The organism is Catenovulum adriaticum, assembly GCF_026725475.1.
GTDB lineage: Bacteria > Pseudomonadota > Gammaproteobacteria > Enterobacterales > Alteromonadaceae > Catenovulum > Catenovulum adriaticum.
Genome location: NZ_CP109965.1, coordinates 1,377,806 through 1,392,054, shown reverse-complemented (window position 1 = coordinate 1,392,054; position 14,249 = coordinate 1,377,806). Strand labels below are relative to the sequence as shown.

The window sequence follows — 14,249 nt, the reverse complement described above, 5'->3', positions numbered from 1 at the left end:
TAACTAATAACTCAATTTATTGAACCGCAGCGTCATAAAATAAAGCAGGCTCTTGTGATTCAACCACAGTTTCTAATAATGCCGCTTCTGTTACTTCGTCTGAATACCCGTGTCGCTTTTCAGGTTCAATCCCTAACTTACCAAACAGTTCCATGTCATGGTTCGCTTCAGGGTTTTCCGTTGTTAATAGTTTTTCACCATAAAAAATAGAATTAGCGCCAGCAAAAAAACACAAAGCTTGCATTTGCTCGTTCATTTCGGTGCGCCCGGCAGATAAACGAACATGAGATTTAGGCATTAAAATACGAGCCACGGCAATCGTTTTAATAAACTCGAAATGATCAAAGTCTTCATTTTCAGCCATTGGTGTTCCTTCTACTCGCACCAACATATTAATTGGCACGCTATCAGGGTGCTCTTCTAAATTAGCTAAACTACGTAATAAACCAGCTCTATCGGTTGCTTTTTCGCCCATCCCCACAATGCCGCCACTACAAACTTTCATTCCTGACGCTCGCACATTTTCAAGGGTATCTAGTCTATCTTTAAATGTACGAGTGGTAATAATTTCGCCATAAAATTCAGGTGAGGTATCTAAATTATGATTGTAGTAATCTAAACCAGCTTGTTTTAACGTAATGGCTTGTTCTTTTGTTAACATGCCTAAAGTCATACAAGTTTCTAAATTTAAATCGCGTACACCTTCAATCATTTTAACAATGTAGGGAATATCTCTATCTTTTGGGTTACGCCATGCAGCACCCATACAAAAGCGGGTTGAGCCATTTTTTTTAGCGAGGCGAGCTTTTTCAAGCACTGCTTCAACTTCCATTAGTTTTTCTTTATCGAGTCCAGTATCGTACCTTGCACTTTGCGGGCAGTATTTGCAATCTTCCGGACAAGCACCGGTTTTAATAGATAGCAAAGTACTTACTTGAACTTCATTCGGATTAAAGTTTTGGCGATGAACCGTTTGTGCCTTAAAAAGTAAATCGTTAAACGGTAGTTTAAATAGTTTTTGAATTTCATCGATTGACCAATCATGTCTGATAGCTGCTTGCATTTTTTATTACCCGTGGTGATTTTTGATAGACAGTTTAATCTTGTAGGTTAAACTGTCAACCTATTACAAACACAAAGTTGACAAACGATTAATTATTAACCATGACAATAGATTATCAATTTGACCAAGACCATATCTGGCATCCGTATACTTCATTAACTCAGCCTTTACCTACTTATGGCGTAACACATGCTAGTAAAAATCAATTATTTTTAGACGATGGAAAAAGCTTAACTGATGGTATGTCATCTTGGTGGGCGGCTGTACATGGCTATAATCATCCAAAACTGAATCAAGCTTTAACTCAACAAGCGGAAAAAATGTCGCATGTGATGTTTGGCGGTATTACCCATCAACCAGCAATTGATCTTTGTAAAAAACTGGTGGAGCTGACGCCAGCCGGGCTAGATAAAGTTTTTTTAGCCGATTCAGGGTCGGTTGGGGTTGAGGTTGCGATCAAAATGGCGATTCAATATTGGCAAAGCCAAAACCAAACTAGCAAAACTAAGCTGCTTAGCTTGCGCGGAGGCTACCATGGCGATACATTTGCCGCTATGTCAGTTTGCGACCCCGTTAATGGCATGCACAGTTTATTTAATAATGTGATTAATCAGCATTTTTTTGTTGAGTCGCCCACGGTTGGATTTGAGCAAACCTATCAACACAATTCAACCCATGAGTTAGAGCATTGTTTGGTAGAAAATTCACAACACATTGCAGCCATTATTCTTGAACCTATTGTACAAGGTGCAGGAGGAATGAAGTTTTATCACCCTGATTACCTTAAACACGTTAGACAATTGGCTGATAAATATAATGTTCTATTAATTGCTGACGAAATAGCAACCGGATTTGGCCGTACAGGTAAATTATTTGCCTGCGAATGGGCTGATATCTCTCCCGATATTTTATGTGTAGGTAAAGCTTTAACAGGTGGGTATATGACATTGGCAGCCACCTTAACGACACAAAAAGTGGCAGACGGCATTTGCAATGGCCAAGCCGGGGTGTTTATGCATGGACCGACTTTTATGGGAAATCCTCTAGCTTGCGCAGTTGCCAATGCCGCCATCGATTTACTGATTGACAACGACTGGCAAAGCCAGGTCAGACAAATTGAAGCTTGGTTAAACCAGAATTTAAAACCACTGGCAGATTTTGACGCGGTTAAAAACGTAAGAGTATTAGGCGCAATTGGGGTAGTTGAATTGCACCAGACTGTACCTATGGCTGAGATCCAAGCTTTTTTTGTAGAACAAGGGGTTTGGATTAGACCTTTTGGCAAATTAATTTATCTGATGCCGCCTTTTATCAGCGAGCAATCAGATATAATAAAATTGGCAGATGCCATTAAGGCTTGGTTGGCTCAATAATACAACTCCTGTTTACACTTAGTAAACAGGGTCATGTTTAGCAGACTAAAATTGCGGGTAGATCACCCAAACCAGATATAAAATAGCCGCAATTGAAATCATCACTAACATTAATAAGCTAGAATGAAAGTGATCTTCCTTGCGTCGGCTCCGCTTGAGGTTAATAACAACCGCAATAAAGCTGGTGATGCTACAAATAATCAGTTGAATGGTTAATCTATCAGTCCAGCGTTTTAACCATTCATCTCTAAATTCATCTTCTATCCCTTTGTAAACTGCATAGCCTGGAATTAACTCCGGGCTTGCATAATGAAACCAGATGAGTGCGAGTATAAAACTTGACCAAGCCAGTACCGAAAATATCGATATTAGCCGATTTATCCAATCAGAACCTTCTCTTCGGTCATTTTCAGTGAAATTTACCATGATTATGCTTGTTTATCTAAATTCTATGGGTAACATAAACGCCTTTCTATATTTAACAATAAAATACTGCCGGAGCAATTTACATGAGTCACAGCGCGATAAGTGATGTATTAGCAGGAAAATACCAATTAGACAGCAAAGTTACATTAAAAGGTTGGGTTCGTACCGTTCGCGCCAATCCGAATTTTGCTTTCATTAACTTACATGATGGTTCATGTTTTGACCCTATACAAATCGTAGTTGATAATACATTAAATAATTATAATGAAATTAGTAAACTTACGACGGCGTGCTCATTATCAGTCACTGGCACCTTGGTTGAATCAAAGGGCAAAGGCCAGTCATTTGAAGTTCAAGCTGAAGAAGTAGACATTATTGGGTTAGTTGAAGATCCAGATACCTACCCTATGGCACCTAAACGTCATTCGGTTGAATATTTACGTGAACACGCACACCTTAGACCTCGCACTAATTTAATTGGTGCTGCGACTCGTATTCGTAACTGTCTGTCTCACGCAATACATAACTATTTTTATGAAAATGGCTTTCAGTGGATAGCGACGCCGCTTATCACAGCAAGTGATTGTGAAGGCGCAGGCGAAATGTTTCGAGTTTCGACTTTAGATGCAGTCAACCCGCCATTAAAAGATGATGGCCGCGCTGATTTTAGCCAAGATTTTTTTGGTAAAGAAGCCTTTTTAACCGTATCGGGTCAATTAAACGTTGAAACATATGCCTGTGCATTATCAAAAGTTTATACCTTTGGCCCAACGTTCCGCGCAGAAAACTCAAATACAAGCCGCCATTTAGCTGAATTTTGGATGGTAGAGCCTGAATTAGCATTTGCTGATTTAGCCGCGGTAGCACAATGCGCTGAAGACATGCTTAAATATGTATTTAAAGCGGTATTAAAAGAGCGCATGGATGACCTAGAATTTTTTGACCTACGGGTACAAAAAGGCGTGATTGAGCGTTTGCAAAAATTGGTTGATACTGACTTTGTTCGTATGGATTACACAGACGCTATCGATATTTTACAAAAATCGGGCAAAAAGTTTGAGTTTCCTGTTGATTGGGGTGTTGATTTATCATCCGAACATGAACGCTATTTAGCCGAAGAACATGTAGGCGCGCCTATTATTTTACAAAATTACCCTAAAGATATTAAATCGTTTTATATGCGTTTAAACGATGACGGTAAAACGGTTGCCGCAATGGATGTACTTGCACCAGGTATTGGTGAAATTATTGGTGGTAGCCAACGTGAAGATAGATTAGATGTACTAGATTCAAGAATGGAAGAAGTGGGTTTAAATCCACAAGATTACTACTGGTATCGCGATCTTCGCCGTTATGGTTCAGTGCCGCACGGTGGTTTCGGTTTAGGGTTTGAGCGTTTAGTTGCTTATGTTACAGGGATTCAAAACGTTAGAGATGTTATCCCGTTCCCAAGAACACCTAATAGCGCACCTTTCTAAGCCGGAATATAAATAAAAACAACATCCCCAATAATGATATTAGGGATGTTGTTGATACTGCTTAAACCAGGTTAGCTACCCGTCAGCTAAGTATAAAAAAACCAGTCAATGACTGGTTTTTTTTGGTTTATTCAGCTTTATCAGCAAGTGATTTTTCAACCCGGTTTTTTAGTTTTTGACCTGGCTTAAAAGTCACAACCCGACGAGCTGTAATGGGTATATCTTCCCCTGTTTTAGGGTTTCGACCCGGCCGCTCTGCTTTGTTGCGCAAATCAAAATTGCCAAACCCCGACAATTTAACCTGCTCTCCGCTTTCAAGTGCAGCGCGGATTTCTTCAAAGAAAAGTTCAACTAAGTCTTTAGCGTCTTTTTTATTAACGCCTAGTTTTTCAAATAAATGTTCAGCTATTTCGGCTTTTGTCAACGCCATATCTAATCTCTCAGTGTGGCACCAAATTGCGCGTTTAAAGAATCAATCACTTTATCAGTGATTACTGAAATCTCTTTATCTTCAAGAGTTCGCTCTACATCTTGTAAAACCAATGAGACAGCAAAACTCTTCTCATCAGAAGATATACCAGATCCTTGGTATACGTCAAATAAGTTTAGCTCAACCAATTGATTTCCGCTAACTTTTTTGATTTCTTGCAAAATATTTCCAATTTCTGCATCTTGCTTCACAATAAATGCTAAATCACGACGGATTGAAGGGAACTTTGAAACCGCGTTAGCAACTGGAATATTGGCTTTTAAAAGTGCATCTAATTCAATTTCAAAAACAAAAGCTTTTTGTTTTAAGCCTATCGCTTTAAATGCCTGAGGGTGAATAGCACCAACAAATCCAACTGATTTACCATTCTTGTAAATAGCCGCCGATTGTCCCGGGTGTAATGCCGAATGAGCTTGCGCTTTAAATTCATATTGTTCAGCTTCGCCTGTTAAACCTAATAAAGCTTCAACATCGCCTTTAATATCAAAAAAGTCGACTAAATCACTTTCTAAATTCCAATGTTCAACATGGCGTGTACCACTAATGACACCGCTTAACACTGGGATTTGACTCACCCCATTTTCAGCGGCCGCGTCAGGCGTAAATTTTAAGCCTGATTCAAATAACCGGACACGGTTTTGCTGACGATTATGGTTATAAACCACAGCCGATAACAAACCTGGTAATAAACCTAAACGCATTGCCGACATATCGGCTGATATTGGGTTAGGTAAATTTAAACTGGTTTGCTCTGGATACAAAGCTTGTTGAACTTTAGGATCAACAAATGAATAAGTAATCGCTTCTTGATAACCTAAGGTCACCAAACTGGTACGAACTTTAGTTAAATTAAATACCGATTCCTGATGCTTGCGCATGGTTAAACGTGCTGTAGGCGCAATATTTTCAATGTTGTTGTAACCATAAACACGAGCAACTTCTTCAACTAAATCTTCTTCAATTGAAATATCAAAACGATAGCTAGGTACAACACAGTACCAAATTTGTTCAGTTAAACTTGGCGATAAACCTAAACGAGTTAAAATTTCAGTCACCTGAGATTCAGCAATCTCAATACCTAAACGACGTTTTAAAGCGTTTGCTCGTAAGCTCACTTTTTTAACTGGTGCTTTCTCAGATTTTGCTTCAATTACTTCGCCAGCATGACCACCACAAATAGCTAAAATTAATTGAGTCGCGCGCTCTATCGCATCTCGTTGAATTTGAATGTCGACCCCACGCTCAAAACGATGAGATGAATCAGTATGTAATCCATACTGGCGAGCTTTACCTCGGATAGCGTCCGGTGCAAAAAATGCACTTTCTAACAAAATGTCTTGAGTTTGTGCAGATACACCTGAATCTTGCCCGCCAAATATGCCAGCCATCGCTAAGGCTTTATTATCGTCAGCAATCACTAAAGTATTATCTTTTAATTTAACTTGATTACCGTCTAATAAAGTTAAAGGTTCGTCTTGATTAGCAAAACGTACTTGTACAGACCCTTCAATTTTAGCTAAATCAAATGCATGTAATGGTTGACCTAGTTCTAACATCACATAATTAGTCACATCAACAATAGCATCAATAGAGCGAATGCCACTACGGCGTAGTTTTTCAACAAGCCAAAGCGGCGAAGCGGCCTGTAAATTGACTTCTTTTACAACTCGACCTAAATAACTTGTACAGGCGTCACCTGCATTTAAATTAACGCTAACTTTATCGTCAATGCTAGCGGGCACTTGACTAATTTCTGGCTCGTTTACATCTTGGTTATTTAACACCCCTACTTCACGGGCCAAACCTTTGATACCTAAACAATCTGAACGATTAGGCGTTAAATCAACTTCAATGGTTTTGTCATTTAAATTTAAATATTCGCGGATATCTGTCCCGACAACAGCGTCATCAGGAACTTCCATAATACCGGGGGCGTCATCAGCCATGCCCATTTCAGCTTCTGAACATAACATGCCAAACGACGCTACGCCTCGTAACTTAGCTTTTTTAATTTTAAAGTTACCAGGCAATACCGCTCCCACAGTGGCAACGGCAACGGTTAAACCTTGACGACAATTTTTAGCACCACATACAATGTCTAACAACTCATCGCCGCCAACATCAATTTTTGTCACTTGTAATTTTTCAGCGTCTGGATGCGGGCCACACTCAACCACTTTACCCACTACAATGCCTGAAAATTCACCGGCAACGGGTTCCACAGAGTCAACTTCTAAACCCGCCATGGTAATTTGTTCTACTAAAGCTTCGCTGCTGATCGCTGGATTAACCCATTCGCGTAACCATGATTCACTAAATTTCATAAATTCTCCAAAAGTCTGTTATGGGTTACTTGAATTGCTTTAAAAAACGCAGATCATTTTCAAAAAATGAGCGTAAGTCATTAACGCCGTAGCGCAACATGGTAAGACGTTCAACACCCATACCAAAAGCAAACCCACTATGTTCTTCTGGATCAATTCCAACCGATTTCAACACATTTGGGTGAACCATACCGCAGCCTAATACCTCTAGCCACTTTCCGTTTTTGCCTTTCACATCAACTTCTGCTGATGGCTCAGTAAATGGGAAAAATGAAGGGCGGAATCGAATTTCTAAATCTTCTTCAAAAAAGTTATGTAAAAAGTCATACAGAATGCCTTTCAATTCAGCAAAGCTAACGTTTTTATCAATCATTAAACCTTCGACTTGGTGAAACATTGGCGTGTGAGTTTGATCGTAATCATTGCGATAAACTCGGCCTGGAGAAATGATTCTAAGCGGCGGCTTTTCAGCTTCCATTGTTCTAATTTGTACGCCCGAGGTTTGTGTTCGTAACACTAATTTAGGGTTAAAATAAAACGTATCGTGATCAGCTCGTGCAGGGTGATTTTCTGGAATATTCAACGCATCAAAATTATGCCAATCATCTTCAATTTCAGGACCCGTACGAGTTTCAAACCCTAATTCAGAAAAAAAAGATTCAATTCGTTCAATGGTTCGGTTCACTGGATGTAAACCACCTACTTCATTGCTGCGACCGGGTAAAGTAACATCTACTTTTTCTTCAGCTAGCTTTTTATTTAATTCAGCTGTTTGTAAGGCTTCACGCTTTGCATTAAGCTCTGCTTGAACGGCTTGTTTAGCTTGATTAATTGCTTGACCTGCGGCTGGTTTTTCTTCAGGTGGCAATTTACCAAGCGTTTTCATTTGTTCAGTAAATTGACCTTTTTTGCCCAGATATTGCACTCGAATCTCATCTAAAGCGGCTAGATCATTTGCCGCTGCAATAGCCTCTTTTGCATTTGCGACTATGCCATCTAAATTCATTAAAAAATATCCCCGGAGTTTGGCTGACTATAATAGATTTAACTTATTTCTAAATAGCCTCATTTAGAAATAAGTTATATCGTTAAAAATAAAGGGGATATTCTAACTGATTTTTACATTATACCCAAGATACTTGAGGGGGCTTAATTGCAGCAAAAAAGAAAACAGGCATAAAAAAGATAATTTATTTAACCTGTTTTTTAATTAAATTATTAAGTTAGGCGAAACAAGGTTAACAGCTCCTCAAAACGAACACCTGATATTGCATATGAAAACGATTAACTGAGTAAAACGTGCTCAAATAAGTATTAAGTGAAAATTGAGGATATTCAAACTATTTAACAAGCATAGGCTGCTTAACTTTTTCAGCGATCTCCCGAGAGCAAATTAACTCAATTAGTACTAATGCAAACTCAATTGCAGTACCAGGAGCCTGGCTGGTAACACAGTGACCATCCACTACAACCCTTAATTCATCAGCAGCGGGTTTAGCTAATTTATCTTTGAAGCTAGGATGAGAGGTCATCAGCCTATCGGTTGCTATCTTATGTTTTGCAAAGACTAACGCAGGCGCAGCACACATAGCTGCGATAAATTGATTTTGCTGGTATTGTTGTTTTAGTTTTTCAATCAACAATGGCGTTTGAGATAGTGTTTCAGCGCCTTCGACACCGCCAGGTAATACAATTAAATCGAATGCTTGTGCTTGAACATCAGTAAAAAAAGTATCTGCTTGTATTTTTACTTGGCGACTACAAATTAAGGTGAAATCGGTTTCGACTGAAGCTAGGGTTACATTGCAACCTGCCCGTCTAAGGGTGTCAACTAAACAAACAGTTTCTATTTCTTCACTACCGTGTGCAATTGGAATTAATACAGTTGCCGTCATTTAACGCTCCTTTTCGATACTCTAATGTTTATAGACTCTAATAGTTATAGACTCATTAAAACTTAAATTATAGACACAAAAAAAGGGCTATACAGCCCTTTTTGTCAGTCTTCAGCTTAAAAAATTTTAAACTAAGGCTTCTTTCGCTTTCTCTACTAATGCAGTGAAAGTTGCTTTGTCGTATACAGCGATATCAGCTAGGATCTTACGATCGATTTCAACAGACGCTTTTTTCAAACCGTTGATGAATCGGCTATAAGACAAACCGTTTTGACGTGACGCAGCATTGATACGTGCAATCCATAATTGACGGAATTGACGTTTACGCTGACGGCGGTCACGGTATGCATATTGACCAGCTTTAGTAACAGCTTGGAATGCTACTCGATATACACGGCTACGAGCACCGTAATAACCTTTAGCTTGCTTTAAAATCTTTTTGTGTGCTGCGCGCGCAGTTACACCACGTTTAACTCTAGGCATTATTCAATCTCCTCTTATGCGTATGGTAACATGCGTACGATTAATGGAACATCATTCTGATGTACTTGAGTTTTCGCACGTAAGTGACGTTTACGCTTAGAGCTCTTCTTAGTCAGGATGTGACGTAAGTGAGACTGTTTACACTTAAAGCCGCCATTAGCTGTTTTTTTGAAACGCTTGGCTGCGCCTCTATGACTTTTAATTTTTGACATTTTGCTACTCCGCATTGTCAATTTAACAAATATAGCATGGTGAATTAACCTAGGTTAATTACTTTATACCATAACTACTTCTTAATCGGTGCAAGTACCATAATCATTTGGCGACCCTCTACCCGTCTAGGGAAAGATTCGCACGTTGCAATGTCAGATAAATCGTTTTTAACCCGATTCATCATTTCAATGCCGATTTCTTGGTGTGCCATTTCTCGACCGCGAAAGCGAATCGTTACTTTAGTCTTGTCACCGTCTTCAATAAAGCGCCTCAGGTTGCGTAGTTTTACCTGATAGTCGCCTATATCAGTTCCAGGCCGGAATTTAATTTCCTTAACCTGAATCTGTTTTTGCTTTTTCTTCTGTTCTTTAGCAGTTTTACTTTTTTCGTAAAGAAACTTACCATAGTCCATAACGCGGCAAACCGGTGGTTTTGCATTTGGACTAATTTCAACTAAGTCCAGTTTAGCTTGGTCAGCTAAATCTTGCGCTTCACGCAAAGATACTAAACCTGCTTGCTCGCCATCCGCGCCAATTAAGCGCACTTCTTTCGCATCGATTTCTTCGTTAATACGTGCTTTGCCTGTTTCAGGGCCTTTTCTGCCACCTTTAATGGTTCATTCCTCCACGAAATTATAAAATTTTATTGTCAACATCGCTTCGTAAATGAGCAACAAACTCATCTACTGAAATACTGCCTAAATCGTCTCCTTTACGAGAACGAACTGCGATTTGACCACTCTCAAGCTCTTTGTCACCAACAACTAACATATATGGGACACGCTTTAATGTATGCTCTCGGATTTTAAAGCCTATTTTCTCATTTCTCAAGTCAGCAGAGGCTCTAAATCCATTTTCGTTCAATATTTTAGCAACTTTTTTGCAATAGTCAGCTTGTTTATCCGTAATATTTAAAATAACGGCTTGTTGTGGTGCTAACCAAGTTGGGAAATGACCTGCATATTCTTCAGTTAAAATCCCAATAAAGCGCTCAACCGACCCCAAAATGGCCCGATGAATCATTACCGGAACCTGACGGTCGTTGTTTTCTGAGACAAAACTTGCGCCAAGTCGTTCTGGTAATGCAAAATCTAGTTGAATAGTACCACATTGCCAAGCTCTGTCTAAACAATCATACAAAGTAAATTCAATTTTAGGTCCATAAAAAGCACCTTCGCCTGGTTGAAGCTCATAATTTATGTCATTTGACTTTAAAGCTTCAATTAATGCCGCTTCTGAACGGTCCCAAGTTGCATCGTCGCCAATACGTTTTTCAGGACGGGTAGAAAGTTTAACCGCAATATTATCAAAACCAAAAGTTTGATACGTATCGTAAACCATTTTTATACAGCTACTTACTTCCGCTTGAACTTGCTGTTCAGTACAGAAAATATGTGCATCGTCTTGAGTAAATCCGCGTACGCGCATTAAGCCATGTAAAGCACCTGATGGCTCGTTACGGTGACAACAACCAAATTCAGCCATACGAAGCGGTAAATCACGATATGATTTTAAACCTTGGTTAAAAATTTGTACGTGGCCAGGACAGTTCATTGGCTTAATTGCATATTCACGTTTTTCAGATTCAGTGGTGAACATATTGTCTGCGTATTTGTCCCAGTGACCTGATTTTTCCCAAAGCGATCTGTCCATCATCATAGGACCTTTCACTTCTTGGTAATCATATTCACGTAACTTGGTGCGTACAAATTCTTCTAGTTCACGATAAATAGTCCAACCATCATTATGCCAAAACACCATACCTGGCGCTTCTTCTTGCCAATGGAATAAATTAAGTGCTTTACCAATTTTACGGTGATCACGTTTTTCGGCTTCTTCTAATCGTTTTAAATAGCTTTTTAATTGTTTTTTATCCGCCCATGCTGTGCCATATACACGCTGAAGCATTTTATTGTCTGAATTGCCACGCCAATAAGCACCTGCCACTTTCATTAATTTAAAATGCTGACAAAATTTCATGTTAGGCACGTGTGGGCCGCGGCACATATCAATATATTCTTCATGATGATAAAGCGCTGGTTTATCATCTTGGCTAATGTTTTGATCTAAAATCTCTATTTTATAGCTTTCACCGCGATTCACAAAAACTTCTCTGGCTTCGTGCCAGCTTACTGTCTTTTTGATAACCGGATAATTCGTTTTTGCTAATTGAGTCATTCGTTTTTCAAGCGCCGCGATATCATCAGCGGTTAACGAATGCTCTAAATCGATATCATAATAAAAGCCATTATCAATCGTAGGACCAATTGCCATTTTTACATCTGGCCATAATTGCTTAATAGCATGACCTAACAAATGCGCGCAGGAATGACGAAGTATCTCTAAACCATCTTCATCTTTTGCTGTTATGATTTCTAATTTCGCATCTTTGTCAATAACATCACATGCATCAACTCGAACACCATCAACGCGACCCGCAATAGTTGCTTTGGCTAAACCAGGGCCAATAGATTCAGCAACTTGCATAGGAGAAACCGCTTGTTCAAATTCGCGTTGGCTGCCATCAGGCAAAGTAATTATAGGCATTGTAAATCCTTATCCAGTGGTGACCACATACCAAGGGCCACATGTTTTTAAATTAAAAAATTTTTGACTCAAAAAAATAAGGTGCAGATCATACATTTATCTACCTACTCTGTCGATACTTGACCACGTTCAAAACTATCTTTTAACTGGTTAGCCAGTATAATAAACAAAAAGCTATAAAATGAATGCTTTACGCCTTGAATTTAAGGCCACTATCAATTAAAAACAAGTCCAGCCTGAGGCAGCCTATGTTGTTGCTTAACTGTACTCATTTTAAACCTTTATAAATATGCAGCTTATTTAATGCATACGAGTTAATTTACATGACCACAACCAGCACTTTATTAACACCAGAACAACTAACGCTGCATTCTAAAATCGATAATATGCAGCTTGCATATAAAACGGCTGAGTTGAACCCTTACTTACTATTACCTCAATTGTCGCAATTTGTTAGTCGCGTTATCCAAGCTGATTTTGATGTTTATATGTTGGCAACGCATTACCCTGTGAAAGATTATTTAGGATGGTTAGGCTTATCTTTTTTTGCGCCCAAGCAAACGGCGAGTGATGAACTCCTAGGCTATTTTGCAACAGAGCCAAATCATAGAGTGGCATTTAAACCTGGGCTACTATTTACAACCAATAATCAAACTATTTTAATAGATGCAAATGATTTACTACAAGACAGCAAATTGCTTGATATAGTAGGCAAAGTCATCCGCAACCGTCATTTATCCAGCCGTTGGTTAATGACCGAAGATACCAGTAACGTTACACATAATAAGTACCGCCATCAAAAACTTAAATTTGATAAGCAAATTATTATTACCGGCGATTATGAAGCAATCCAAAACGTAAAATTTATTTTACCCTCTTTATCAAAATTAACTTGCGATGAAATAACAGAAGCAGATCAAATCACTGAGCTTAAAATAGAAACCGTCACCGCGTTTAACCACTTTATGACGTACTACATCAGTCAACATAAACTTGAAATTGATTTATCTATAGAGCAAACGCAAAATATTTTATGGGCATTGGCTCGCTTAATTGAAGAGCAAAGCTGGTTTTCATTAGATTTGTCGTACCTCAAACGTTTATTGAGTCGCCTACCCAAACATTTTATTGCCTCAGATGTAGAGTTGGCAGTACAAGATATAAACGGATTTAACTCATCCAGCCGTTTATATAATTTTGAACAAATATTGAAAAACACCATTAAAGTCGACTTTAGCGGTGAAGTCATTGGACAAATAAACGGTTTAACCGTAGTAGAAACTGCACTTGCCGAATTTGGTGAACCTTCCAGAATAACCGCTAATATTTTTGTTGGTGAAGGCGACATTGGTGATATCGAACGAAAATCAGATTTAGGCGGCAATATTCACGCAAAAGCCATGATGATTTTATCTTCGTTTGTTGCCCGCGTTTTTGCAAAAAATATCCCTTTACCTATTTCATCAAATATTGTTTTTGAACAGTCTTATCATGAAATAGATGGCGATAGTGCCTCTTTAGCCGAGCTATACGCGTTATTATCTGCTATCTCAAATGTGCCTATTAAACAAAATGTAGCGCTTACAGGTGCAATTGATCAATTAGGTAATGTTCTGGCTGTGGGTGGAATTGATTTAAAAATAGAAGGCTATTATGTGCTGGCCAAACTAAAGTCACCATCGCAAGTTCACCATGTCATTATTCCACATGCGAATATTGGTCACCTTAATTTAAGTAGTGAAATACTTAATGCAGTATCTCAGGGCAGCTTGCAAATACATGCTATTAAACATGTCAATGAAGCAGCTCATTTATTAACAGGGCTACCAGCAGAATCAGAAACCGAAGTCAGTTTATTTGATAAAGTGAGGGAGGAACTTGAACATTATGGCCAAGAATTAGAACATTCTCGCTCGTTTTTTAAAAAATTAGCACTTTTTTTCAGAAAAAGTGGCTAA

The 14,249-nt window shown here is 38.8% G+C and carries 13 protein-coding genes; 3 read left to right on the top strand and 10 right to left on the bottom strand.

Annotated elements, in window-relative coordinates; all coding sequences use genetic code 11:
- Positions 1-16: 16 nt before the first annotated feature.
- Positions 17-1,063: a biotin synthase BioB gene (bioB, locus tag OLW01_RS06275; RefSeq protein ID WP_268075878.1), complete on the bottom strand. Its 1,047-nt coding sequence runs from the start codon at positions 1,061-1,063 to the stop codon at positions 17-19.
- A 101-nt stretch (positions 1,064-1,164) separates the two neighbouring features.
- Here bioB and bioA point away from each other — a divergent pair, with 101 nt between their 5' ends.
- Positions 1,165-2,436: an adenosylmethionine--8-amino-7-oxononanoate transaminase gene (gene bioA / locus OLW01_RS06270; RefSeq protein ID WP_268075877.1), complete on the top strand. Its 1,272-nt coding sequence runs from the start codon at positions 1,165-1,167 to the stop codon at positions 2,434-2,436.
- 45 nt (positions 2,437-2,481) lie between these two features.
- Here bioA and OLW01_RS06265 read toward each other — a convergent pair whose 3' ends face one another.
- Positions 2,482-2,862, bottom strand: a complete 381-nt coding sequence (locus OLW01_RS06265) for a hypothetical protein (protein WP_268075876.1) — start codon at positions 2,860-2,862, stop codon at positions 2,482-2,484.
- 83 nt (positions 2,863-2,945) lie between these two features.
- On the opposite strand from OLW01_RS06265, the gene asnS reads away from it, so the two are divergent.
- Positions 2,946-4,340: an asparagine--tRNA ligase gene (asnS, locus tag OLW01_RS06260; RefSeq protein WP_268075875.1), complete on the top strand. Its 1,395-nt coding sequence runs from the start codon at positions 2,946-2,948 to the stop codon at positions 4,338-4,340.
- 127 nt (positions 4,341-4,467) lie between these two features.
- On the opposite strand, the gene OLW01_RS06255 is transcribed toward asnS, so the two are convergent.
- From OLW01_RS06255 to thrS, 8 genes are all read right to left on the bottom strand, one after another.
- Entirely contained in the window at positions 4,468-4,770 is a 303-nt protein-coding gene (locus tag OLW01_RS06255) for an integration host factor subunit alpha (protein WP_268075873.1), read from the bottom strand.
- Positions 4,771-4,772: 2 nt separating this feature from the next.
- Positions 4,773-7,154, bottom strand: a complete 2,382-nt coding sequence (gene pheT / locus OLW01_RS06250) for a phenylalanine--tRNA ligase subunit beta (protein WP_268075872.1) — start codon at positions 7,152-7,154, stop codon at positions 4,773-4,775.
- A 25-nt stretch (positions 7,155-7,179) separates the two neighbouring features.
- Positions 7,180-8,160, bottom strand: coding sequence for a phenylalanine--tRNA ligase subunit alpha (pheS, locus tag OLW01_RS06245; RefSeq protein WP_268075871.1), 981 nt, complete (start codon positions 8,158-8,160; stop codon positions 7,180-7,182).
- A 334-nt stretch (positions 8,161-8,494) separates the two neighbouring features.
- Complete coding sequence (locus tag OLW01_RS06240) at positions 8,495-9,049, bottom strand: DJ-1 family glyoxalase III (RefSeq protein ID WP_268075870.1); 555 nt, start codon at positions 9,047-9,049, stop codon at positions 8,495-8,497.
- A 126-nt stretch (positions 9,050-9,175) separates the two neighbouring features.
- On the bottom strand, positions 9,176-9,532 hold the full coding sequence (gene rplT / locus OLW01_RS06235) for a 50S ribosomal protein L20 (protein WP_268075869.1): 357 nt from the start codon (positions 9,530-9,532) through the stop codon (positions 9,176-9,178).
- 14 nt (positions 9,533-9,546) lie between these two features.
- Positions 9,547-9,744 (bottom strand): 50S ribosomal protein L35, encoded by a 198-nt coding sequence (gene rpmI / locus OLW01_RS06230; RefSeq protein ID WP_016955023.1) that lies wholly within the window; start codon positions 9,742-9,744, stop codon positions 9,547-9,549.
- Positions 9,745-9,818: 74 nt separating this feature from the next.
- Positions 9,819-10,358, bottom strand: coding sequence for a translation initiation factor IF-3 (infC, locus tag OLW01_RS06225; RefSeq protein ID WP_268076169.1), 540 nt, complete (start codon positions 10,356-10,358; stop codon positions 9,819-9,821).
- A gap of 19 nt (positions 10,359-10,377) precedes the next feature.
- Complete coding sequence (thrS, locus tag OLW01_RS06220) at positions 10,378-12,291, bottom strand: threonine--tRNA ligase (RefSeq protein ID WP_268075868.1); 1,914 nt, start codon at positions 12,289-12,291, stop codon at positions 10,378-10,380.
- A gap of 323 nt (positions 12,292-12,614) precedes the next feature.
- On the opposite strand from thrS, the gene OLW01_RS06215 reads away from it, so the two are divergent.
- Entirely contained in the window at positions 12,615-14,249 is a 1,635-nt protein-coding gene (locus OLW01_RS06215; RefSeq protein WP_268075867.1) for a S16 family serine protease, read from the top strand.